Annotated in this window: 18 protein-coding genes, 2 tRNA genes and 1 pseudogene; 6 read left to right on the forward strand and 15 right to left on the reverse strand. The window is 50.1% G+C overall.

Annotation, left to right across the window (positions count from 1 at the left end):
- Nucleotides 1–462, forward strand: a pseudogene (locus ACI48K_RS00005) (IS110 family RNA-guided transposase); the annotation flags it as partial.
- 259 nt (nucleotides 463–721) lie between these two features.
- Here ACI48K_RS00005 and ACI48K_RS00010 read toward each other — a convergent pair.
- From ACI48K_RS00010 to pheS, 3 genes are all read right to left on the reverse strand, one after another.
- Nucleotides 722–2272 carry a cell division protein ZapA gene (locus ACI48K_RS00010; protein ID WP_475025510.1) on the reverse strand — a complete coding sequence of 517 codons (1551 nt, stop codon included), beginning with the start codon at nucleotides 2270–2272 and terminating at the stop codon, nucleotides 722–724.
- 113 nt (nucleotides 2273–2385) lie between these two features.
- Nucleotides 2386–4836, reverse strand: coding sequence for a phenylalanine--tRNA ligase subunit beta (pheT, locus tag ACI48K_RS00015; protein WP_475025511.1), 2451 nt, complete (start codon nucleotides 4834–4836; stop codon nucleotides 2386–2388).
- 25 nt (nucleotides 4837–4861) lie between these two features.
- A complete protein-coding gene (gene pheS, locus ACI48K_RS00020; protein WP_475025512.1) occupies nucleotides 4862–5896 on the reverse strand; it encodes a phenylalanine--tRNA ligase subunit alpha in 1035 nt (344 codons plus the stop codon).
- 517 nt (nucleotides 5897–6413) lie between these two features.
- On the opposite strand from pheS, the gene ACI48K_RS00025 reads away from it, so the two are divergent.
- The gene (locus tag ACI48K_RS00025) at nucleotides 6414–6608 is read left to right on the forward strand and encodes a YwbE family protein (RefSeq protein WP_475025513.1); all 195 of its coding nucleotides are present in this window, start codon (nucleotides 6414–6416) and stop codon (nucleotides 6606–6608) included.
- Nucleotides 6609–6615: 7 nt separating this feature from the next.
- On the opposite strand, the gene ACI48K_RS00030 is transcribed toward ACI48K_RS00025, so the two are convergent.
- The 7 genes from ACI48K_RS00030 to ACI48K_RS00060 form a co-directional block, all read right to left on the reverse strand.
- Nucleotides 6616–7245 (reverse strand): GyrI-like domain-containing protein, encoded by a 630-nt coding sequence (locus ACI48K_RS00030; protein WP_475025514.1) that lies wholly within the window; start codon nucleotides 7243–7245, stop codon nucleotides 6616–6618.
- A gap of 18 nt (nucleotides 7246–7263) precedes the next feature.
- Nucleotides 7264–8001 carry a zinc ribbon domain-containing protein gene (locus ACI48K_RS00035; RefSeq protein WP_475025515.1) on the reverse strand — a complete coding sequence of 246 codons (738 nt, stop codon included), beginning with the start codon at nucleotides 7999–8001 and terminating at the stop codon, nucleotides 7264–7266.
- 69 nt (nucleotides 8002–8070) lie between these two features.
- Nucleotides 8071–8982 carry a helix-turn-helix transcriptional regulator gene (locus ACI48K_RS00040; protein ID WP_475026020.1) on the reverse strand — a complete coding sequence of 304 codons (912 nt, stop codon included), beginning with the start codon at nucleotides 8980–8982 and terminating at the stop codon, nucleotides 8071–8073.
- A gap of 133 nt (nucleotides 8983–9115) precedes the next feature.
- A tRNA-Gly gene (locus ACI48K_RS00045) sits at nucleotides 9116–9189 on the reverse strand.
- A gap of 16 nt (nucleotides 9190–9205) precedes the next feature.
- Nucleotides 9206–9282 (reverse strand) — tRNA-Pro (locus ACI48K_RS00050).
- Between the two features lie 807 nt (nucleotides 9283–10089).
- Nucleotides 10090–12201 carry a putative bifunctional diguanylate cyclase/phosphodiesterase gene (locus ACI48K_RS00055; RefSeq protein ID WP_475025516.1) on the reverse strand — a complete coding sequence of 704 codons (2112 nt, stop codon included), beginning with the start codon at nucleotides 12199–12201 and terminating at the stop codon, nucleotides 10090–10092.
- Between the two features lie 229 nt (nucleotides 12202–12430).
- Nucleotides 12431–13390 carry an aldolase catalytic domain-containing protein gene (locus ACI48K_RS00060; protein ID WP_475025518.1) on the reverse strand — a complete coding sequence of 320 codons (960 nt, stop codon included), beginning with the start codon at nucleotides 13388–13390 and terminating at the stop codon, nucleotides 12431–12433.
- A 199-nt stretch (nucleotides 13391–13589) separates the two neighbouring features.
- On the opposite strand from ACI48K_RS00060, the gene ACI48K_RS00065 reads away from it, so the two are divergent.
- The 3 genes from ACI48K_RS00065 to ACI48K_RS00075 are packed head-to-tail and all read left to right on the forward strand — an operon-like array spanning nucleotide 13590 to nucleotide 16069.
- Complete coding sequence (locus tag ACI48K_RS00065; protein ID WP_475025519.1) at nucleotides 13590–13832, forward strand: FeoA family protein; 243 nt, start codon at nucleotides 13590–13592, stop codon at nucleotides 13830–13832.
- A complete protein-coding gene (feoB, locus tag ACI48K_RS00070) occupies nucleotides 13829–15853 on the forward strand; it encodes a ferrous iron transport protein B (protein WP_475025520.1) in 2025 nt (674 codons plus the stop codon). Before ACI48K_RS00065 ends, feoB begins: the two co-directional genes overlap by 4 nt.
- A gap of 36 nt (nucleotides 15854–15889) precedes the next feature.
- The gene (locus ACI48K_RS00075; protein ID WP_475025521.1) at nucleotides 15890–16069 is read left to right on the forward strand and encodes a FeoB-associated Cys-rich membrane protein; all 180 of its coding nucleotides are present in this window, start codon (nucleotides 15890–15892) and stop codon (nucleotides 16067–16069) included.
- A gap of 14 nt (nucleotides 16070–16083) precedes the next feature.
- Here ACI48K_RS00075 and ACI48K_RS00080 read toward each other — a convergent pair whose 3' ends face one another.
- From ACI48K_RS00080 to leuB, 4 genes are all read right to left on the reverse strand, one after another.
- Entirely contained in the window at nucleotides 16084–17220 is a 1137-nt protein-coding gene (locus ACI48K_RS00080) for an ATP-binding protein (protein ID WP_475025522.1), read from the reverse strand.
- Nucleotides 17221–17542: 322 nt separating this feature from the next.
- Complete coding sequence (locus tag ACI48K_RS00085; RefSeq protein WP_475025523.1) at nucleotides 17543–17953, reverse strand: hypothetical protein; 411 nt, start codon at nucleotides 17951–17953, stop codon at nucleotides 17543–17545.
- A 215-nt stretch (nucleotides 17954–18168) separates the two neighbouring features.
- Nucleotides 18169–18714 carry a peroxiredoxin gene (locus ACI48K_RS00090; protein WP_475025524.1) on the reverse strand — a complete coding sequence of 182 codons (546 nt, stop codon included), beginning with the start codon at nucleotides 18712–18714 and terminating at the stop codon, nucleotides 18169–18171.
- Nucleotides 18715–18936: 222 nt separating this feature from the next.
- The gene (leuB, locus tag ACI48K_RS00095; RefSeq protein WP_475025525.1) at nucleotides 18937–20016 is read right to left on the reverse strand and encodes a 3-isopropylmalate dehydrogenase; all 1080 of its coding nucleotides are present in this window, start codon (nucleotides 20014–20016) and stop codon (nucleotides 18937–18939) included.
- Between the two features lie 250 nt (nucleotides 20017–20266).
- On the opposite strand from leuB, the gene ACI48K_RS00100 reads away from it, so the two are divergent.
- A complete protein-coding gene (locus tag ACI48K_RS00100) occupies nucleotides 20267–21199 on the forward strand; it encodes a hypothetical protein (protein ID WP_475025526.1) in 933 nt (310 codons plus the stop codon).
- Between the two features lie 388 nt (nucleotides 21200–21587).
- Here ACI48K_RS00100 and ACI48K_RS00105 read toward each other — a convergent pair whose 3' ends face one another.
- Nucleotides 21588–23120 (reverse strand): 2-isopropylmalate synthase, encoded by a 1533-nt coding sequence (locus ACI48K_RS00105; RefSeq protein ID WP_475025527.1) that lies wholly within the window; start codon nucleotides 23118–23120, stop codon nucleotides 21588–21590.

Consider the following 23120-nt stretch of genomic DNA (forward strand, 5'->3'; position numbering starts at 1 on the left):
GTTTCTTTGCTGCTGAAGTTTACAGAGCAGCTAAGTGAACTGGAAAAGCAGATGAAAGAGATGGCATCAGAAATACCTGAAGTGGAACTGGTGAAAAGCATACCCGGTATCGGGGACAAACTCGCTGCGGCGATTGTGGCCGAGATTGGGGATGTCAGGCAGTTTCAAGATGCTAAACAGTTGGTCGCGTTCGCCGGTCTGGACCCAGGTATATTCAGTTCGGGGAAGTTTGTTGCCACGAGCATGCACATTACAAAACGAGGGTCCAAAAGACTCCGACGCTCTTTGTATTGAGCGGTGCAGTGCGGGATCCGACGAAGTACAAATGGCAGAATACGTGATTACTATGACAAGAAAAGAAAAGAGGGCAAGCCCTACAAGGTAGCCGTAATCGCTTGCGCCAACAAGCTTCTCCATCACGTATACGCTATCCTTAGTAAAAGCCAACCCTACAAAGCCTGAAACCATATTTTCCCATAACCTTCACGCCAATGAAGGTTATTTGCTATACCTATAAAATAGTATATCAATTAACCTGACATATTCCAACAACGAATAGCTTGACAAGTATTAGCTGGTTTTATGGCGCTATTCGAGAAATCTCCGTACGCCTTTTTTGGCTGTTTTCGGACCAAATCAGCCCCGTTCAGCGCCGCAAAAGCGCAATATACACCAGGCCCGAACCCGATAGGGCTGAACGCGGCTCGATATTACGACATTATTATGAAGTATGATCCTGCTCAATCAATTCAATCCATTCATTGTACTCCGATTGAAGCTTGGAGTAGTCCTCTTTCAACCGGCGATACTCTTCCTCCGCCCGGCGAATATTTTCCCGTTCCGCTTCCCGCTCCAACTGAAGGAGCCGGTACTCATGTGATACGATTTCAAAGCTGTCCGAAATTTGCTGCAACTGCTCGGCCATCCGGTCTCTTTCTTCTTCAAGCGTTCGGTAATCCGAGTTCAAGCTCATGACCTGCTCGCTGCCGGCCGCGCTTTCCTGCTGCCATTCGGCAAGTTGGCGCTGAAGATCCGTCTCCTTGTCCTTCCAGTCGGAAAGCTCCCGCTCCGCCGCAGACAGCTGCTCGCGCCATTCCTGCTCGCGGCTTTCCGCTCCTTGACGGGACAAGTCCTGTTCCTCCGCAAGCGCGGCATAATCCTGCACTTCAATTTCCAACTCTTGCATTCTTTCGCCGATTTGCTTCAATTTCTCTTCCAGCCGCCGGTTTTCCGCTTCCAAGGAATGGGTCGATTGGAGAGATACCTCATGCTCCCGGCTCAATTGATCCAGCTGATGCTTCAGCGATTCGGCTTCGCCGGCCAGCGACAACGCTTTTTCAAGCTCCGCAGTCAAGCCTTCCCGGGCAAGCGCAAGCTCTCTCGAAGCCTCTTGCAATTGCTCCGCAAGCTTCTCATTGCGGTCACCGGCTTCCAGTAAGCTAATTTCGATTTTGCTGAGTTCCTCATTCCGTTTTTCGGCCAGCTTCTGCCAAGATTTCTCGTTCTGAACGGCTCCGGCCACCTCATCCCGAAGCTTGCTCTCCCGTTCCTTGGCTTCTTGGAGCTGCCGCTGCAACCTGCCGGCTTCCGCATTTGCGGCCTGAAGGGATTTCTCCAGCAAGGCCGCCTGCTGTTCCAGCTTGCCGCGGCTTTCCCTGGCTTGCTGTTCGGCAGCCTTGGACTCCGTTTCGCTTTGCTGCAGTTTTGCGACTTGCTGCTGCAATTTCTCGCGATCTTCCTTTTCTTTACCCGCTTGTTGTTCGGTCGAACGCAGCTTGGCTTGAAGCTGCGAGTTGCTGCCTCGCTGCTCGGACAATTGCCGCTCCAGTTCCGCCACACGCGCTTTGTGCTTGAGCGTTTCCGCGTCCCGTTCCTGCAATGATGCCTCAAGCTTAGCGATATGATCGGCAAGCTGTCTTTTCTCATCCTTCAATTGCTGATGATCTTCCTGCAGCTTCTTGTATTGCTCTTCCTGCTTGGCCTGAAGCTCCTGCAGGACCGAATTTTTCTGGACAAGGCCGGCTTTTTCCTGTTGAACGGCCTGGAGCTCGGTTTGAAGCTGCTCCGTTTTGATCGCTTCTTCGGCCATACGCACGGCCGCCAGCACCGCAAGACGCGGAGTATCCAAATGGGAATACATTTTGGAAATGGTACGCATGTGTTCGTCAACGACTTTGGCAACTTGTTTCATGTATTCGGCACTGCTGCCGACAATTTTATAGGAAGTTCCGTAAATTTCTACGTTCACGCTGATACGGCCTTGGGTATTCAAAATAGGGTGCCTCCTTCGGTCCTGGGTTAGGTCTGTGGTGTCTGGTATTTACACGAAAGTCACATCGAATCCTTTGCTCTTGACTGATTCGATGTGACTTCGTTCAATTCCTGCTATTTTCTGAGCTCAGCGCCAAAAGTTTGCGTCAACCCGGCCACAACCCGATCATGCACACCGCCAACTTCCTCGTCCGTCAACGTCCGTTCTTTATGACGGTATACCAAGGATAAAGCGACGCTCTTTTTGCCTTCTCCCAGCTTCGAACCGGTGAACACGTCAAACACCTGCACGGATTCAAGCAGCTCGCCGGCCGTTTCGCGAACGGCGGAGATCAGTTCCCCCGCTTCCACCGCCACCCCCACGACGACTGCAATGTCGCGCTGCATGGCCGGGAATCGCGGAAGCTCACGGTAAACGGCCGTTTCTCCTCCGTAACGGAAGATCGGCTCTAGCATCAGTTCGGCGGCATAGGTATCATCCAGATCCATCTCGCGCTGCAGCTCGGGATGAAGCTGTCCGAGCGATCCCAGTTTGATTTTGCCGGCCGGCACGTTCAGATAGACGGAGGCGGAGCGTCCGGGGTGATAGCCTTGCGGCGAGTCCGCTTCGTAAGTCGTTTGTCCGTCAAGACCAAGATAAGCGAACACACTTTCCAGCGCGCCTTTCAAATCGTAGAAATCAACTTTCTCCGAGGAGGCATTCCATCCTTTAGGTTCGCGATTTCCTGCGAGCAGCAGGCCCAGCACCGGCAATTCCTGCGGCTGTTTCGTCAGCTTCTCCTCTTGAGTATGAAAAACGCTGCCGATTTCGAAAATCGCGATATCGTCCTGTTTCCGATTGCGGTTATAAACGGCTATTTCCATGAGCCCCGGAAGCAGGCTGCCGCGCAAAACGCTGCGATCCTCGCTCATCGGCATCGCCAGCTTGGCTTCATGGCCGCTTTCGCCGCCTTGCAGGAATCGGCGGCTCGCCCCTTCGCGAATAAACGAATAGCCGAGCACTTCCTGCCAGCCGCCGTGCACGAGCTGCGTCCGAATGGATCGGCGCAGCGCTTGAGGCTTGGTGTAGCCTCCGGCCGTCGTAGGCCCTTCAATGGCTGTTGTCTCAAGATTGTCATAACCGTACAATCTCGCGATCTCTTCGATCAGATCAACGTCGCGGGTAATATCGCCCCGCCGGGTGGGAACCGCAACTTCCAAGCTTCCTTCGGAATGATCGGCGCTCTTGAACTTCAGACGGTTCAGAATCGCTTTGGTTTCCAGGGAAGAAATCTCCGTTCCCAAATAATCGTTCAGCTTACGCAAGGACAAGGTAATGAAGTGTTCCTTTGGCTCCTCGATCACTTGCTCCACGATGCCTTTGTTTACCGCTCCTCCGGCATATGCTGCCATCAAATACGCAGCCCGGTTCAGCGCCGGAATGACCGCGGACGGATCCACTTCTTTCTCAAAACGCTGCGACGCTTCCGAACGAAGGCCGAGCAAACGTGAAGTTCTGCGCACCGAACCACCGTCGAACTTCGCTGCCTCCAGCACGATATGAGTCGTCTCCGCGGTAACCTCGGAGTCCAGACCGCCCATCACACCAGCAAGTCCGACCGGACGGTTGTCGCCATCCACGATCAGCAGCGAGCCGGCTTCAAGCTCGCGCTCCTGTCCGTCCAGTGTGATCAGCCGCTCCCCTTGACCCGCTTCGCGTACCCCGATCGCCCCGCCGACGATTTTATCCGCATCGAAAGCATGCAGCGGTTGCCCGAACTCCAGCATGACGTAGTTGGTGATGTCCACGACATTGCTGATTGGACGAATTCCCGCAGCCATCAGGCGATTTTGCATCCAAAGCGGCGACGGGCCGATTTTAACGCCGGAAATATAGCGAACGGCATACCGACTGCACAGTCCCTCGGCTTTGATCTTCACGGAAATCCGGTCTTTGGCCGGTTCGCCGGCTTCGATCAGGTCCTTCTCCGGATGCGGCAGCTTCACTTCGCGCCCCAAAATGGCCCCCACTTCGTAAGCCGCTCCCAGCATGCTGAGGCAATCCGAGCGGTTTGGCGTCAGGTCAAAATCCAGCACCTGATCGTCCAGTCCCAGCAGGCCCGCAATCGGCGCACCGATCTTTGCATCCTCCGGCAGAACGAGAATTCCTTCCTGCTGGTCCTTCGGAAGCAGCTTGTCGTTCAGGCCAAGCTCTTTGGCCGAGCAGATCATGCCCTGCGACAACACGCCCCGCAGTTTGGCTTTCTTGATCTCCAGTCCGCCCGGCAGCTTAGCTCCGACGAGCGCAACCGGCACTTTTTGCCCGGCAGCCACGTTTTTCGCGCCGCACACGATTTGCAGCTCCTCGGCTTCGCCGGCGTCGACAACGCAAACATTCAGTTTGTCGGCATCGGGATGTTTTTCCTTGCTTTTGACATAGCCGACCACCACTTTGGTAACCCCTTTGTTGCGGTTTTCGATCGAATCGATTTCGATCCCGGAACGCGTGATTTGCTCCGCAAGTTCCTCAATATTGACTTCATCCAGCGAAATATAATCGGACAACCATTCGGTTGATACTTTCATGTTAAGCCCCTTCTCTCATCCAAAATTAAACTCTGGCGAACTGCTGCAGGAAACGCAGGTCGTTATTATAGAAGTACCGGATGTCGTCGACGCCGTATTTCAGCATCGCGATCCGTTCCACGCCCATGCCAAAGGCAAAACCGCTGTACTCCTCGGGATCGTAACCGCTCATTTCCAGCACGCGCGGATGAACCATCCCGCTGCCGAGAATCTCCAGCCAGCCGGACTGCTTGCATACCCGGCAGCCCTTCCCTCCGCATTTCACGCAGGTTACGTCTACCTCAACGCTTGGCTCCGTGAACGGGAAAAAGCTTGGACGAAGGCGAATTTGCGTACTTGGTCCGAACATTTTGCGAGTGAACTCCAGCAGCGTACCTTTTAAGTCGCTCATACGGATTCTTTTACCGACGACAAGTCCTTCGATTTGGTGGAATTGGAAAGAGTGGGTCGCGTCATCGTCATCGCGGCGGAATACGCGGCCCGGGCAAATGATTTTGACCGGCACTTCGCCTTTCATCGCTTCCATCGTGCGCACCTGCACCGGAGAGGTCTGCGTCCGCATCAGCAGGTCTTCCGTCAAATAGAAGGAATCCTGCATATCGCGGGCCGGATGGTTTTTCGGAAGATTCAGAGCTTCAAAGTTGTAGTAATCGGTTTCTACTTCAGGACCTTCCGCGATGCGGTAACCCATGCCGATGAAAATGTCCTCGATATCCTGAATAACCTGATTCAGCGGGTGAACCGCGCCTTGCTTCATCGGACGCCCTGATAGGGTAACGTCCACTTTCTCGGCGGCCAGACGGTGTTCTGTCTCCTGGCGCTCGAAATGCTCCTGCTTCTCGTCGATCAGTGCCTCGATGGCGCTGCGGACCTCGTTGCCGACCTGCCCGATAATCGGGCGTTCTTCGGCGCTCAATCCGCCCATGCCGCGCAAAATCTCGGTAAGCGCCCCTTTTTTACCCAAATATTTGACCCGCAGGTCGTTCAAATTAACGGCATCCGCCGCTTTGCTGAGCTGCTCCAGCGCCTCGCGCTTCAGTGCTTCCAAACGTTCTTTCATAAATAGTTCCTCCTAAAGGCAAAATAAAAGGCCCTTTCTCCCGAAAAGGGACGAAAAGACCGTGGTACCACCCTTGTTAGAGCGCTCCGCTATGGCTGACACCCATCGTTCCGTATTATTGCGGCAAAAATTTTCCGCATCGAACGGGCGTATCGAACCGTCACCGGCTGCTCTCACTTTAGCGATTGTAACGGATCGTGACCGGTATCCTCTACTGCGCCGGAGTTTGCCTCATCGGCTTGCGGCACGGCGGTTCAAGGAACTGCTACGGAGCGAACTTCGGCAGCCTGTTTCCGTAGAGACGCTCTCAATCTATGGCGTCCCTTCCCTGTAAGGAGGCTTCTGCGTACTCATCTCCATCATCGCATTTCTGGATTAACGGGTCTTTTGGCGAATCCGCCAAGACCTTGGCTATCTGCTATTATATGCAAAGTTGCGGCCATTGGCAAGCCGGGCCCGGTTTATGGTATCGTTAGCTACGACAACTCGTATAACGAATGAAAGAGGGAACCGCCACATGAATGGAAATGAACGAAAAAATATCGCTCCCGGCCTGACCGTGGACATCGTATTAAAAAAAGACCAGCCGACCGGGCAGCTTACCCGCGGCGTGGTCAAGGATATTTTAACAAACTCGCCCACCCATCCCCACGGCATCAAAGTCCGGCTGCAGGACGGCCAGGTTGGCCGGGTCAAGGTCATCCACTCCTGATCGGCTCTTAGCGTTTTTTTACCGGATGGCGCAAAACCGTCTTCATTTTTTCCGGCGCGGTTTTGCGCGGATCGGACAAATAGATTTCATGATGTTGGCGCATAAGGCCGAAGTCGTTGGCTAACCCGTTCTCCTCGAGGAAAGAGGCCATTTTGTCGACGGAGTCCTGTTCCGTGCTGAACGGTCCGATATGCATAAGCTGAACGCATAACCCTTCCTCGAATTCGTCCAGTCTGGCCCGACCGAAGTCGAGTTGCGGTTTCTTTTTTCCCACAGCCTCGCAGGCCTGGCGAAAAACCTCCTCCGTCACGAAATCCGGCTGCCGGATCAGCGAGGTCCAGCGCCATTCGTGACGATTCGGATTGTATCCGGCCGTAGGCGAATCCCACAAACCCTCTAACGGAGGAACCGTGTACTCAAAATAACCTTGCGGCGCCTTGCCGCCCATTTTGCTCATTTTGATCCCATAGGCCAACGTATACAAAATCTCCACAGCGCTTTGATACCCCTCGTCTTCAGGCGCCCCTTCGCCATCCACCATCAGAAAGCGCATTTTGGGCACTTCGATTAATACGGGAGTTGTCCCCGGCAAATACAAATTTTTATCGTTTTTTTTATAATCCAGTTTACCGGCCATGACCGTTCCTCCCGTGCCTTATTCTGCTTTTTTCCAGCGTTTCAGCGTCGGAAACCATTCCAGCATGGATTTACGGGCAACCTCGCGGTCCCGGAACAGCTCCGAATCACCGCCGTATTCAAGACAAAGCTCAATCATTTCCTCCATGGACGAATGGCTGGTAAATGCCCCGTTTTCATAGCAATAGCTACAATAGTCGTAGTTTTTGTCCCCGCCGGATTCCGTTCCCAGCACCTCATGGCTCGTCAGCGGCATCCCGCAGCTTTGACAGAACAAATGCCCTTTGGCGACCGGAAAATAAAGCTCCAGATGATCGGCGTTTCCGGGTTCCGGATAATGCTCGTAGGCGGCTCCGATTAACTGCAGCCCATGTTTAGGAATATAATCCTCGAGAATGCCCGAAAATACTTCGACATATTCCATTTGCGTGCAATCCGCCACCAGATAAGTCTGCGCAGGAACCGTCCACTTGATCCAGCCTTCGGGAACGCTGCCGGCCGGATCAATCTCGCAGCCGGCCAAATAAAGGCCTTGTCCATCCCACCGCCCCAAATATTTGTCCGGATGACCCATCAGGCCCCACATGCCCTTCGGACTGCCGTTCGCGTCCTTGAGAACAAGCTCCTTCATCGCATCATATTCCGCGTTCGCTTTGCTCCATAGCGGAACTACCCACCGTGGTCCCTCTTCCGCTTTTCCTTGCCCCAATTTGCCTCCAACCGTAAATTCCTCCACATATTTGACCGCCGTTTCCATGCCAGATACACATCCTTTCATTTAATTGATGTCATTCTAGCAAAGTTATTCTGACAACAGCGTGTCATATTAAGTGGCGTCGTTGTATGTTTCTGCGATTTTCCCGGCTTTTTCCCGCAAAATTCTGCGAATATGCGGCGGAGAAATCACCTCCACGTCCTCCCCGAAGGACAGCAAATAGCCGTAAACCCAGTTATCCTCCGGATAAGTGGCGGAAACCCAAAAACGCCCGTCCTCAGCTCGCCGTATTTGAGACCGGTCAAATTCATCGTAAAGCCGGAACGCCATCGCCGCAGGAAATACCAGCTCGAGCCGCACCTCCCTGCTGAGTTCCGGCGACACCACAGCATCCAGCAACGGAAGCGGTTCTTCTCTTCGCTCAAAAATCTCGTCCGTGACCTGCAGATCTTCCATTCGGCTGATCCGAAAATTGCGGAAGTCCTGCTTCTTCAGGCAAAAACCTTGCAAATACCAGCCCCGGCTTTTAAACTGCAGCCTCATCGGCTCAACCCGGCGGACACTGGTCTGTCCGTATGAATTCGAATAGGTAAAAGAAATGATTTTGGACCCCAAGACGGCCGTCTTCAGCAAGCCAAATTTCATTCGCTCCGCCTCTCCGCTGTTCCATTGGGAGAAGTCCACATCGATCCAGTTGATTTCTCCCTTTTGAAAGATGCCGCTCAGCTTGGACAGTACTTGATCGGTCTTAGCCGCGTTGGTGGCAGCCAAGCTTTGGAGCCCGAACAAAATCTCGTTTTGCTCGTCCTCGGACAGCAGCGATTTGTTCAGCACAAAATCCGGCAGCAACCCGATCCCGCCGCCTTTGCCTTTGCTTGCGTACACGGGAATGCCCGCGCCGCTCAGAGTATCGATATCGCGGTAAATCGTCCGCGTCGACACCTCAAAATGCTCGGCCAGCTCGCCGGCGGTCACGGTTTTCCGTTGCATCAGCAAATATACGATTTCAAACAGCCGGTTCATCTGCACCGTAAACCACCACCCCTTCAGATCCAGTATATATTAAAGAATATGACAGAATTCTGGCATATTCAAATAAAGTAATGGAAAACAAAAAATCCTTAGCGCGAGGGCCAAGGATAATGTCGTTGTTTGATGGAGCGGGTGATGGGAATCGAACCCACGCTACCAGCTTGGAAGGCTGGAGTTCTACCATTGAACTACACCCGCTTAATCAACATATAAATGGTCGGGACGACACGATTCGAACATGCGACCCCCTGGTCCCAAACCAGGTGCTCTACCAAGCTGAGCTACGTCCCGAAGCTTCATGAAGGAGCGAGGTCCTTCTTAGTGAAGACAAAAATTAATATACCATTTTTAGAAAAGGAGTGCAACTGGTATTTTGCGGAAATCATAACTACCCGTCAAACGGTTGATTTGCTCTAAGGCTCTAAGGCTCTAAGGCTATATGTCGTCATGCGTCTAGAGACCTTCTAGCGCGTAAATGGTCCTTTTATACATATTTCACGAGAGAATTCTCGTTAGTAGCCGAACTCAATTTTTTTGGTGCTCGGTTAACCGGAGAATTCCCATCTGAAGCTCGAAGTCAACTTATTTACGATCTAATAAAGGGAAAAGCTCCTACTAATTTAAGCAAAATGAGGAACTAGGAAGATTTAACTGGAAAAGCTCCTGCTAATTTCGGCAAACGTGGTAGTCTATGGCCTAAATCGATGATTTAGCTGGAGGATTTCCAGTTCGTGTTCATCCATATTCAATAAGGGGCTAAATAGCAGGAGAATTTCCAGTTAGTATGGCTCCATCATTGAATAGTGGCATGAAGAGTCTATTTTTGAGTTGACGAGGTACTAACCCTTTTTCTTTCGTTAAACATAGTGGGTTCAACACTCCTATTTAACGTCTGCATCAGGTCTGTATCAGGTCTGTATCAGATCTGCATCAGGTGGCTTTTGCTATAAATCCCGATTACCCCCGCCGCATAGCGGGTGGTTTTCTGTTTCCCACGCTTCGCTGCTCAACTTCTTTAAGCCATTAAATAAAGCAAAGGCTATCCCGGCCCTTTCAAAAGCCTGGGATAGCCTAACCTGATGGGATAACATTGCCGTCTTAGCCGGTTAACCGATTCAGAAATTGATCTTCAAAAATATCGGCCGGCACCGGACGGCTGAATAAATATCCTTGGCCATCGTGACAGTTTTGGCGTTTCAAAAATTCAAGCTGCTCACGGTTCTCGACCCCTTCGGCGGTAACCTTCAGCTTCAGGTGGTGAGCCATCGTCGTAATCGTGGAAACGATAGCCGCGTCGTTGCCGTCGAACATAACTTCATTGACGAAAGAACGGTCGATTTTCAAGCGGTCGATCGGTAAGCTTTTCAAATAATACAACGAACTATATCCGGTTCCGAAATCGTCGATGCTGATATGTATGCCCAAATGCTTCAGCCGGTGCAGTTGATCCAGCGCCGTTTCGATGTCATACGTCATGCTTTCGGTCACTTCGAGCTCCAAATAACGCGCATCCAGACCAACCTCCCGAAGGATCGTGTCGACTCTCTCCGCGAGATTGTACTGCCGAAACTGCCGCATAGACAAATTGACGGATACGCAGACGGGCTCAAAACCGGCCAGCTGCCATTTCCGATTATATTGGCAAGCCGTCTTCAGCACCCATTCGCCGAGCTGCACGATCAGGCCGCTCTCTTCCGCAATCGGAATAAATTCGCTCGGCGGCAGCAACCCCCGCTTCGGATGGTTCCAGCGGACGAGCGCTTCCATTCCGACCATTTTGCCGGTATCCAGACTCATCTGGGGCTGAAACTCCAGGAAAAACTCATTGCGTTCGAGCGCTTTGCGCATATCGCTCTCCAGCTTCACTCTGGACTGGGTTCGCATTTTCATCGCTGCCGTATAACGCATGAATTCGACATCGTGTTCCTTCGCGTGATGAACAGCCATATCGGCGTATTGAATCATTTGATCGACCGAGTCGCCATCTTCCGGAAAAACGGACAAGCCCATGCTGAGCGAAAAATGGTATTCTGTGTCGTCGATTAATACCGTGGGATCCACGAGGGCCAGCAGCTGTCTCGCTCTGGATTCCGCAGTTCCCGAGTGGATCATCTCAGGGATGATCACGGCAAATTCGTCTTCCCCCATACGATACACTTGTTCATTGGAAACGCAAAGCGCCGTCAGCCGCTCTCCCACTTCCATCAGCAGCTTATCGCCTGCGCTGTAGCCCAAAGAATCGTTTATCGCTTTGAATCTGTCTAGATTAATCACGGCTACTCCCGTACTGCCTTCCGAACAAGTTAGATATTGCGCCAACTTCTCCTTCATATGCCGGAGATTCGGCAACCCCGTTAAATCATCATAGTAGGCCATATGCTTCATTTGTTCTTCGGCGAGCTTTTGTCCGCGGTATGGTTCTTCGATGGTCAGACGGTAAACTCCTTTGAGGACAAGAAAATACGAAAACGCTATAAAACACTGACCCGCCGCAATCAAAAGACCGGCTTCAGAGCCCCCGCGAATCGTCAGCAGGATATGCCCCATCAGCATGAACAGCAGCGCGCGGGAAACGGTCAGCGCCGCAGGGGTTCGAACATACCGGTGACGATATAAAATAGAGGCGATCGCAACTCCATATAGCACCGGTATTCCGATCATGACTGCCGGTTGCCCGGCTCCAAATCCGTAAACATGATTCGACGAGGGAAGATCGTATTGAAACAGATACAATAGGAAGATCCCCGCAAAATACATCAATGTCATGCCGGCAAATATGAACATCTTGCGTTTTGAGGTGACTTGTCTGTCGGCCGAGCTAAAAATAGCCAACATTCCGACAGCCGCCAGCGTGTGGGAAAGAACCAGCAAAAACAATGACAAATCAGGGCTTGGTTCAAAGCCCAAAAGCTTGATATTGCTGTTTGACGCGACATAAAGCACGTCGAACGTGCCCAAGAAAGAAAACAGCACGGCGGAATACAAGCGCTGCCCAGAGAGCTTGTCCGTAAAAAGAATCCATCCTTGCGCAAAGACGGCAAAGGATATGGAACCGCAAGTGAGTCCGGCTATCAATTGCATCGTATGTATGGCTTCCCCGGAAATTAACGGCAAACTGCTCAAGGCCGATAAGCGGATGACGACGAGCATGATCGCCAAACCGACTATCCCTTCAATGATTGTCGTCCTTTCCTCTGTCCTGAATAGCATAAGTCCATCAACCTCCGGAGGTAAGTAACTATCTATTAAATTATTATTCAACACATTTCGTCTTTTCCCTGCCCTGATCCCGCAAATTCACTTAAAATTGCAGGAAATCTGCCATGGAAATGATGTTATTTGCGAAATTGGGAGAAGTGATGTTCGAAACATTCTCCCAATCCTAACACAGGGCGGCAAAAAAGCCCGGCGCCAACGCTTACCGGGCCCATAAAAGCGATTACTTTTTCTCAAAATTCACTTCGGGCGTTGTCAGCTTGTCATAAAAGTCGACAACCTTGTCTTTGTCCCGGGAAGCTCTCAGCGCCATGGCCGAACGGGGATGTTCATCAAGCGTGCCCGTAATCATGTAGGGAAGAAGATAACCCCACTCTTCCTTCTCACGCAGCGGAACGAGAAGCTGTTCCAGAACATCCAGCATCGGACGAAGACGATACCGTGTATTTTTCAAATGAGTCACCAGCAGCTCGGTCGGACAATTGCCCGCCGCGCGCCCCATGCCGTAAACCGAAGCGTCCAAAAGCTCAACCCCGTTTTCGGCGGCTGCCAGCGTATTGGAGAACGCAAGCTGCATATTGTTATGAGTATGAACCCCCAGCCGCTTATTCGGCAAATGCGTTTTGAACTTTTGAACCAGGTACTCCATATCTTTATAATCGAGGCTTCCGTATGAATCCACGATATAGACGACGTCGACCACGCTATCCTTGATCATTTCAAAAGCTTCCAGCAGTTCGTTCTCCATGACGTTCGACAGCGCCATGATGTTCAGCGTCGTTTCGTATCCGCGGTCATGGAACAGCTGCACGAGCTGCAGCGCTTTGTCCACATCTTTAATGTAACAAGCCACGCGGATCAGATCCAGCAGGCTCTCGCTGCGGGGTAGAATGTCGTTCTCATCCACCCTTCCGATGTCAACAAGCGCCGATAATTTCGTATTTCCCTTTTGAGGAATTACTTTCTTTAGGAAGTCATCATCCAGAAAACGCCAAGGTCCCGCCTCATCGGCTCCTTTCAGCAGCTTTGGGGAGTTTTTATATCCAATTTCCATATAATCGACGCCAGCTTCATTCAAACCGGCATATAATTTTTGTACAAACTCGATGCTGAAATCCCAATTGTTGACTAACCCGCCGTCGCGGATGGTGCAATCGACGATTTTGCACGGATTTTCCTTCATAAGTGGCACGACCTTTTCTTCAATATTTTATCTACTCATCTTACTTGAAACGAAATCAAAAAGTAAAGCATATTGGCCTATGACGTACTTCACAGTGGACTGGATAAATCGCATGATATATTAAATTTGATATAATTGAGACTGATTATCAGTTTCCGGAATATAATGAAATGGTTCGATGAAAGAGGAGTGTAAGAAAATGAAGCCATGTCCCTGCTGCTTGCTCGGAATGAAACCCGGAGCCGTCGGATCCATCAGTGAAATCGGAGATATGGATCCTACGCTGAAAAGACGTCTCGCCGACTTGGGTATTCGAGAGGGAGCTAACGTGACTGTCAAAAGATACTGCCCATGGGGAGGCCCCGTTACTTTGGAATGCGGCGGACAACTGCTTGGGATTCGCAAGAAGGAAGCGGCCCACATCCAGGTGCTGGTGTCATGAACAATGCGGCGCTTATCGGTAATCCCAACACCGGCAAAACCTCACTATTCAATACGTTAACCAGTTCCTATGAATATGTAGGCAACTGGTCCGGAGTTACGGTGGAGAAAAAGGTCGGGCAGCTCAGGAATAAATCGGGAGAGCTTACCGATTTGCCGGGAATTTATACGCTGCATCCACTGTCCCGAGATGAAGGCGTTGCTGCAGAATACCTCGCGACGGAATCTCCTTCGCTGCTGGTAAACATCGTAGATGCCTCCAAACTTGAACGGAATCTTTATCTGACTTTACAGATTTTGGAATACGGTAAGCCCCTGATTATTGGACTAAATATGATGGACGTGGCCCGGGTTAACGGTCTCGTCATCAACCCCGAAATCTTATCGCAGAAGCTGGGAACTCCCGTCGTTCCGCTCGTTGCCAGAACCGGAAAAGGCAGCAAAGAGCTTCTTCACACGATGGATGCCGCTCGCGATTCCAAACATACAGTTCCTAAATTTTCCGTCCATTACGGCGATATCGTTGAGAAAGCGATCCGGAATATTTCCCAGGAATTAATGTACGGCAAATCAGAAGGGCCTCAGGTGTACCGCTGGGCCGCCGTTCAATTTCTTGAAGGAAATCCGGCTGTGATCAAATCACTTCCGCCCGGCGTTAACCTGGCAAAGCTGAATGCCTTTCGGGCCGAAGCCGAGAAGCAGCTTAGCGCTGCGGGACTCGAGTCAACCACAGAGGAGCGCATCCGCGCAGCAAGGATGAAAGCGATTCGGGAAATTTGCGCTGCGGCTGTCGATGCCACTCATCAGAAACCAAACACGACGACGGAAAAAATCGATGCGATCGTCACCCATCCGGTATGGGGAATTCCGCTATTTTTGATTTTTATGTTTCTCACCTTTAAGCTAACGTTTGATTGGGCAGGCAATCCATTGTCCGATCTTTTGGACACTTTCATATCCGGGCCGCTTACCAGCGGCGCAGACCGGTTGCTAACCTCGGCCTCGGCTTCGGTATTTACTCATGCCCTAATTCTTGACGGCATCATTGGCGGTGTTGGCGGCGTGCTGGTGTTCATTCCGCAAATCTTCATCATGTTTTTGATTATTTCTTTTATAGAAGACTCCGGTTATATGGCTCGGATTACCGTCATGATGGACAAATTGATGGAGCTTGTCGGTCTCAACGGCAAGGCGCTGATCCCGTTCATTCTCGGATTTGGCTGCAACGTTCCGGCGGTTATGGCTTCGCGCAGCATTGAACAGCCGAAGGAACGCATGCTGACCATGCTGCTCATTCCGCTTATGTCCTGCTCCGCGCGTCTGCCGGTTTATGCTCTGTTTGCCGGGATCTTTTTTGCCAAGTCTCAGGCCATTGTTGTATTTTCCTTATACGTGCTTGGCATAGTCATGGCGCTCGTGCTGGCTAAAGTATTTTCCACGTTCTTATTCAAGAAACAACGTTCGTTTTTCATGGTTGAGCTTCCGCCTTACCGGATGCCGCAAAGCATTACTTTGTTCCGCAGCACTTGGGAAAAGGGCAAAGGCTTTCTGCGGAAAGCGGGTACCTTCATCCTGGCGGGATCGGTGCTCATCTGGATGCTGAGCTATCTTGGACCGGGCGGCGTCGCAACGAACATGGACGACAGTTTCCTGGCGGCGATCGGCGGAATTTTCGCAACCGTACTGCAGCCTCTCGGGTTCGGCACTTGGCAATCCGGCGCGGCGCTGGTGCCGGGTTTTATGGCTAAAGAAGTTGTTGTTTCCACGATGAACATCATCTATCACGTTCAGGATATGTCTGGACTGCAGCAGCAGATCGGACTGGCTTTTACGCCGCTGCAAGCCTACAGTTTCATGGCATTCGTGCTGCTGTATACGCCTTGTCTGGCTACGGTTGGCGTTTTGCGGAAAGAAACAGCCTCCAGAAAATGGACCTTGTTCGCGATTGGCTACTCCGTTACTCTCGCCTATATCGTTTCGTTTATCATCTATCAAGGCGGGCAATGGATCGGGCTTTCGTAACCTCCATTCTTCAACATTTGAAAGGAGCCACGATGAATGGTTGATATTATTATTGGTGCCGTTGTGTTTGGTTATGCCGGATTTGCGCTTTACCGCGGGATCAAAAAAAGCAGAAAAGGCGCCTGCGCGGCCTGCACACAGCAGGAATCTTGCTCCGCTGCATGCAGTACCTCGCCGGCACCTGCTTCCGCCCCCAATCCCAATGCAAAACGTTAAACTCTTATGAAAAATTAAATCACGGACTCCGCGTTAACGGACTGGCTCGTAACGAGCGGAAGCGTAATCACAAATATCGTTCCCGCTCCCTTTAAGCTATCCACCGAGATGTTTCCCCGGTGATTTTTGATGATTCGATAGCTGACGGATAATCCGAGCCCAGTCCCTTTTTCTTTTGTGGTAAAAAACGGATCGAACAGCCGGCCAAGCAATCCCTTGTCCATGCCATTCCCGTTGTCCTGAATCGAAATGCTGACGCTTTTGCCGTCCATTTGGGCCCCGATATGAATCATTCCTTTATGATCGCCCGCCACCTCGGCAATGGCATCCAACGCGTTTTTAATAATATTCAACAGCACCTGCTTGATTTGTTTCACATCAATCGACACCTGAAGCACGTCGTCCGGCAGGTTCAAGGTGATCTCGCAGCCCCTCATGAGCGCCTCGCTTTCCGTGAGCAGCACAACTTCCTTCAGCAGCGAAGAGACACTGACGACGGATTTTTGCGGTGCGGACGGCTTCGAAGAGTTTAAGAATTCATGGATGATGTCGTTGGCGCGGTCGATTTCCGTCAAAATAATCCGGGCATATTCATCCTTGCCGAGTTGGACCAGGTGAGGGCGCAGCAATTGTATAAAACCGCGAATCGCCGTCAATGGGTTGCGTATTTCATGGGCGATCGCAGCCGAAATTTTTCCTAGCATGGCGAGCTTGTCGTTTTGGTAAGCCGTTTGTTCGATTTGCTTGAAATCGGATACGTCTTTGACGCTGAGCAAATAATCTCCATCCATTTGATCCCCGTAGGTTACGGTAATCAGCCAATGCCTCCCGTATTCATCAATAAACTCATGATACTTTTTACGGTGGAAAATCGTTTCGCGGTAAATGCGAAGGATTTTCCTTTTCTTAAACTGGCTTAGATGCGGATGCCGCAGCATTTGCAGCAGATTGCATCCAATGAGCGACTGGCGTGGCATCTCTAATAGCTTGGCCATCTGCACATTAATGAAAGTCAGAATTCCCTCGCTGTCGAACAGCATGATTCCGCTATCCAGATGCTGAAGCACATTTTCGTACTTGTTTTTGACAAGCTGGGTGGATTGAAAAGCTTTTACGGACTGGAGCAATGTTTCCTGGAATTCACTCAACAAGTTAGTTCCCCCTTTTCCACAATGATGTACTTGCCTAAACCGACAACATACGATCACTTCCCGAGAAGCTCCTGCCCGCCCAGATAAAATTTTTTTCTGTTGTCTGAGTGATTCATACCCCTTCGATATCACACGGGTCAAAAGCTGCCATAACACGTAAGACTTGTCCGATTATGTATGATATATCGCTCTAGTTTAATCATAGTAAAGTTTTCCAAATCCAGTCAATCAGAGAAACTGTCGAAAAAGCAGGGAACAGCGCAAAATAGGGCAATCCGCAAAAAAAGAAACAGTCTTCCCGCTTGGGAAGACTCTTCTCATCTCAGCTGTTATTGTGCTGCAGCCTGGCCTTTCTTCGGCTCATAACGGCCAGCCTTTTCTTAAGCTGATCTTCCCAAGCCTCATCCCCAATTTGTTTGGCGACGCCAAGCAAATCAAGCGCCATATCGATTTGACTTTTCACGATATCTAAAGGATCCTCATCTTCGCGATTGACGCAGTTGCCAAAGATCGTTTCGTCATCTTCCGTAACAAAATCCTGAAAATCGATTTCCGATACCCCGTCGCCATGCGCGTATTCCGCTAAGATCTCATATTCATTTTCCACTTTATAATGAACTTCGACCCGATGACATACGGGACAGAAAAGCAGGGGAACATTATGTACCTGCGTACGATAATGCTTTAAAGTTCCCTTCGTTCCCAGCATGCTTGCTCCGCAGCAAAAACTCATTCCCCATCACCCTTTCCCGTGACACGGTTTATCAAATCCCAATCGAGGGGATTTCATATAATTTATTCGCGATGCCTGGTTCAAATTCCTCCGAAGCAATTGAAAATTCAACCAGTTCGCATAGAACTGCTTCAATTCTATTCGTACAAAATTGGTTTCAAAAAACCCCCTGACTTGGCTATTGCCAAACAGGGGGCTATAAAGTCCCGGATTGATTAAACGTTCAAAGTTTTGTCGCCCGGTTTCCAGTTCATTGGGCACAGACCACCGGATTGCAGAGCTTGAAGCACACGCAGCGTTTCATCAACACTGCGGCCCACATCGTTATGGTTGACGACTTGGTATTTCAATTCGCCTTCCGGATCGATGATGAACAGTCCGCGAAGCGCAACGCCTTCTTCTTCGATCAGAACGCCATAGTCGCGAGCTACGCTCTTCGTGATATCGGAAGCCAGCGGGAAGTTCAATTGGCCAAGGCCATTGCTGTCTTTCGGCGTATTGATCCAAGCTTTGTGGCTGTGCTCGGAATCGATGCTGACACCCAAAATTTCCGTATCCAAATCGCGGAATTGGGAATAAGCTTCACTCAGCGCGGTGATTTCCGTAGGACATACAAAGGTGAAGTCCAACGGATAGAAGAAAAATACCAACCATTTACCACGATAATCGGACAGCTTCTTGCGGCCAAATTCTTTGCCGTCACCTGTTACGGTCGCCATGTCAAAATCCGGAGCGGGTCTACCTACCAAACGTTCTGCCATAATTGAAAATCCTCCTTTGAAAATATGTAAGAAACACCTTGGTGCTTCCTAATTGTTGGTACCATGCGTGGCTTAATTCCACATTTCAAATGGTATCATCGGCATAATTCAAAGTCAATATTGTAGAAGTTATTTTTTTATAATTATTTTAAATAAGGATTTTTCTTGAACTTTTCCTAGTTTGCAAAGGTTTTTCAACCAATGATTTCAACCTGCTGCAAATCACTTTTTCATCGCTCCGACAATCAGGTCGCCCATCGCGTTAGTGCCGATAGCCTTGCTCTTGTCCACGGCGATATCGCCGGTACGATATCCTGCATCGAGTACTTCGGCGACGGCGGATTCAATGGCGTCCGCTGCGTCCGCGAAGCCAAAAGTCATGCGGAACATCAGCGCCACGGAAAGAATGGTCGCGATCGGATTGGCCAGATTTTGCCCGGCAATGTCCGGCGCCGATCCGTGTACCGGCTCATAAAGCCCGAAGCTGCCTTCCCCAAGGGACGCCGAGGACAGCATGCCAATGGATCCGGTCAGCATGGCTGCTTCATCGCTCAGAATATCGCCGAACATGTTCTCCGTTACGATAACGTCAAAGCTGGATGGACGGCGCAGCAGCTGCATGGCGCAGTTATCCACCAGCACATGCTCAAGCTCGACCTCCGGATATTCGGGAGCGATCCGGTTCACCGTTTCGCGCCATAATCGCGACGTTTCCAACACATTGGCTTTGTCGACCGAAGCTAATCTTTTGCGGCGCTTTCCGGCGATCTCGAACGCCTGGCGCACGATTCGCTCGACTTCGCTTACATTATAAGCGCAGGTATCTACCGCTTCCTGACCATTCTCCGTGTCCCGGCGGAATTTCTCGCCGAAATAAATGCCGCCCGTAAGCTCGCGTACGACGATCAAATCAGTTCCTTCCAGCACTTCCGGCTTCAGCGTGGAAGCATCTTTGAGGCAGTCGAACACCACGGCGGGACGCAAATTGGAGAATAACCCAAGCGCTTTGCGGATGCCAAGCAGACCGGTTTCCGGACGAAGCTCCTTCGGATTGTTGTCCCATTTCGGACCGCCAACCGCTCCCAGCAAGACGGCATCGGCCCGCTGGCATACTTCCAGCGTTTCCTGCGGAAGCGGCGTGCCTTTCTCGTTGATGGCGATGCCGCCGAACAGCGCATGCTCCGTTTCAAAGCGGTAACCGAACAGCTCCTCCGTGCGGCGAAGTACTTTCTCTGCTTCAGCCACAACCTCCGGCCCGATTCCGTCCCCTGCGATCACCGCGATTTTTTTTACGTCAGCCATGAAATCCAACTCCCTCACAATATATACTAATAACGCAGCGTTCCTTCTCAATTGCTCTTCCTCTGTTTTATCACACCCGGGTGGGATAGACAAAGATATAGTATCTATTACAGCTATAGGTTTTAACTATAAAGAGATGCAAAGACTTCCCCCTCTTCTACTCGTACTCGCCACATCAACACATTTACGCCAGCCTGCTAATGAACGGATTCTGAAATAGGCAAAGTGATAGGGGCGCGGAAGGTAGTCATTGGTTGTTGTTATTGGTTGTTGTTATTGGTTGTTGTTATTGGTTGTTGTTATTGGTTGTTGTTATTGGTTGTTGTTATTGGTTGTTGTTATTGGTTGTTGTTATTGGTTGTTGTTATTGGTTGTTGTTATTGGTTGTTGTTATTGGTTGTTGTTATTGGTTGTTGTTATTGGTTGTTGTTATTGGTTGTTGTTATTGGTTGTTGTTATTGGTTGTTGTTATTGGTTGTTGTTATTGGTTGTTGTTATTGGTTGTTGTTATTGGTTGTTGTTATTGGTTGTTGTTATTGGTTGTTGTTATTGGTTGTTGTTATTGGTTGTTGTTATTGGTTGTTGTTATTGGTTGTTGTTATTGGTTGTTGTTATTGGTTGTTGTTATTGGTTGTTGTTATTGGTTGTTGTTATTGGTTGTTGTTATTGGTTGTTGTTATTGGTTGTTGTTATTGGTTGTTGTTATTGGTTGTTGTTATTGGTTGTTGTTATTGGTTGTTGTTATTGGTTGTTGTTATTGGTTGTTGTTATTGGTTGTTGTTATTGGTTGTTGTTATTGGTTGTTGTTATTGGTTGTTGTTATTGGTTGTTGTTATTGGTTGTTGTTATTGGTTGTTGTTATTGGTTGTTGTTATTGGTTGTTGTTATTGGTTGTTGTTATTGGTTGTTGTTATTGGTTGTTGTTATTGGTTGTTGTTATTGGTTGTTGTTATTGGTTGTTGTTATTGGTTGTTGTTATTGGTTGTTGTTATTGGTTGTTGTTATTGGTTGTTGTTATTGGTTGTTGTTATTGGTTGTTGTTATTGGTTGTTGTTATTGGTTGTTGTTATTGGTTGTTGTTATTGGTTGTTGTTATTGGTTGTTGTTATTGGTTGTTGTTATTGGTTGTTGTTATTGGTTGTTGTTATTGGTTGTTGTTATTGGTTGCAGCCTCTGGTTGTAGGTGCATATTGAACTCACGGATTCACGTCACTGTTTCAAGCTGCAGCCGTTTATATTGAAGATTTAGACTCCGTTTCGGAAAATATTGCACTTTATACAACAATTCCGGGCCTAGTCCAGGCCATTCACCTGAAATGTTGCATTTCATACAACAATTCCGATCATAATGGCCGTTTTCAGGCCGATAGCCGATTAAATGTTGCACTTACTACAACAAAATGGACTTTGGACGTCAATTGCCGTTAAAAATGCTGCACTTTATGCAATATTTGTTTAACGTAAATGGATGTTATGAAAAAGCACGGAGCTCCTCCCCTTGCAGACCGTTTGGGCAGGCTGCCGCGAAGGATTTCCGTGCGTAATTGCGTTTATCGCGCTCAAAACTTCAATCAGGCTTGAATAGCGGAATTCGTATTTCTCTTCTCAATTAAACGGTTGAGCGCATCGACATAAGCTCGGGCGCTGGCTTCCAAAATATCGGTACTAATGCCCCGACCTTGCACGGAGTATTCGTTTTGCGTCAGTACGACATGAACTTCCCCCTGCGCGTCCTTGCCATGGCTGATCGATTTGATCGAGTAATCCGAAAGCGTGACCTCTTCGCCGGAAGTCAGATCGATCGCGTTATAGATCGCGTCAACCGAACCGTTGCCTTCGGCCTCTTTTTCCAAAATACCGCCGTCCTGCGTTACGATGCGTACTTTCGCCGTCGGCGTCGCTTCGTTGCTGTACGTGACGAAAATCGTTTCAAGCCGATACACTTCAGGCGTATCGACGAGTTTTTCTTCCAACAGGGCCAGTAAATCCTGATCCGTAATTTCCTTCTTCTTATCGGCCAAAGCCTTGAACTTGGCAAAAGCCTCATTCAAACGTTCGTCTTCCAGCGCATAACCCATATCGAGCAGTTTTTCCCGGAAAGCATGTCTGCCGGAATGCTTGCCAAGCACGAGTTTGCTTTCCTTCAAGCCAATCGTCTCGGGAGTGATGATCTCATAGGTTGTTTTCTCTTTCAGCATGCCGTCCTGGTGAATGCCCGATTCATGGGCAAAAGCATTCGCCCCGACGATAGCTTTATTGCCCGGAACAACCATGCCGGTCAATCGGCTGACAAGACGGCTCGTACGGGAAATTTCCGCCAGCTCGAGCGAGGTTTTTGCGCCAAAGAAATCCTGACGTGTCTCCAGAGCCAGAGCCACTTCCTCGATCGCCGTGTTGCCGGCGCGCTCGCCAATGCCGTTCACAGTGCCCTCGATTTGGTCGGCGCCGCCGAGAATCGCCGCCAGCGAGTTGGCCGTAGCGAGACCAAGATCGTCGTGGCAGTGGGCGCTGAGCTGAATATTATCAATACCCGGCACCTTTGCTTTCAGAGTTCTGAAAATATTCCCGTATTCTTCGGGATACAGGTATCCCACCGTGTCGGGAATATTTACGACCGATGCGCCTTCGCGAATCGCCATTGCCGTAATCTCGCACAGGAAATCGAGTTCGGTTCGGCCGGCATCCTCGGCGGAAAACTCAATTTTGGAAAAATACTTCCGCGCATGCTTCAAAGCAGCTTCAGCGGTTTCGAGCACCTGCTGTTTCTCCATCTTTAATTTGTACTTCCGGTGAATGGGGCTGGTCGCCAGAAACAGATGGATACACGGATCTTCCGCGCCTTTCAGCGCTTCGCGGACAGCGTCGATATCCTGCTCGCGCGAGCGTGCCAGCCCGATGACCGTCGAATTCTTGATGGCCCGCGCAACCGCATTTACCGCCGCCAGATCCCCCGGCGAAGCGGCTGGAAACCCGGCCTCAATCCGATCGACTCCGAGCTTTTCCAATTGATAGGCGATTTCCAGCTTCTCGCGAGTGTTCAGGTTCACTCCGGGAGACTGTTCACCGTCCCGCAGCGTCGTGTCGAAAATATAAATTTTACGCAT

The organism is Paenibacillus terrisolis, assembly GCF_056171975.1.

Coding starts and splice junctions, on each gene's coding strand:
- pheT (WP_475025511.1), bottom strand. CDS start 4,836: ATGAAAGTATCAACCGAATGGTTGTCCGATTATATTTCGCTGGATGAA.
- pheS (WP_475025512.1), bottom strand. CDS start 5,896: ATGAAAGAACGTTTGGAAGCACTGAAGCGCGAGGCGCTGGAGCAGCTC.
- ACI48K_RS00025 (WP_475025513.1), top strand. CDS start 6,414: ATGAATGGAAATGAACGAAAAAATATCGCTCCCGGCCTGACCGTGGAC.
- ACI48K_RS00030 (WP_475025514.1), bottom strand. CDS start 7,245: ATGGCCGGTAAACTGGATTATAAAAAAAACGATAAAAATTTGTATTTG.
- ACI48K_RS00035 (WP_475025515.1), bottom strand. CDS start 8,001: ATGGAAACGGCGGTCAAATATGTGGAGGAATTTACGGTTGGAGGCAAA.
- ACI48K_RS00040 (WP_475026020.1), bottom strand. CDS start 8,982: ATGAACCGGCTGTTTGAAATCGTATATTTGCTGATGCAACGGAAAACC.
- ACI48K_RS00055 (WP_475025516.1), bottom strand. CDS start 12,201: ATGCTATTCAGGACAGAGGAAAGGACGACAATCATTGAAGGGATAGTC.
- ACI48K_RS00060 (WP_475025518.1), bottom strand. CDS start 13,390: ATGAAGGAAAATCCGTGCAAAATCGTCGATTGCACCATCCGCGACGGC.
- ACI48K_RS00065 (WP_475025519.1), top strand. CDS start 13,590: ATGAAGCCATGTCCCTGCTGCTTGCTCGGAATGAAACCCGGAGCCGTC.
- feoB (WP_475025520.1), top strand. CDS start 13,829: ATGAACAATGCGGCGCTTATCGGTAATCCCAACACCGGCAAAACCTCA.
- ACI48K_RS00075 (WP_475025521.1), top strand. CDS start 15,890: ATGGTTGATATTATTATTGGTGCCGTTGTGTTTGGTTATGCCGGATTT.
- ACI48K_RS00085 (WP_475025523.1), bottom strand. CDS start 17,953: ATGAGTTTTTGCTGCGGAGCAAGCATGCTGGGAACGAAGGGAACTTTA.
- ACI48K_RS00090 (WP_475025524.1), bottom strand. CDS start 18,714: ATGGCAGAACGTTTGGTAGGTAGACCCGCTCCGGATTTTGACATGGCG.
- leuB (WP_475025525.1), bottom strand. CDS start 20,016: ATGGCTGACGTAAAAAAAATCGCGGTGATCGCAGGGGACGGAATCGGG.
- ACI48K_RS00105 (WP_475025527.1), bottom strand. CDS start 23,120: ATGCGTAAAATTTATATTTTCGACACGACGCTGCGGGACGGTGAACAG.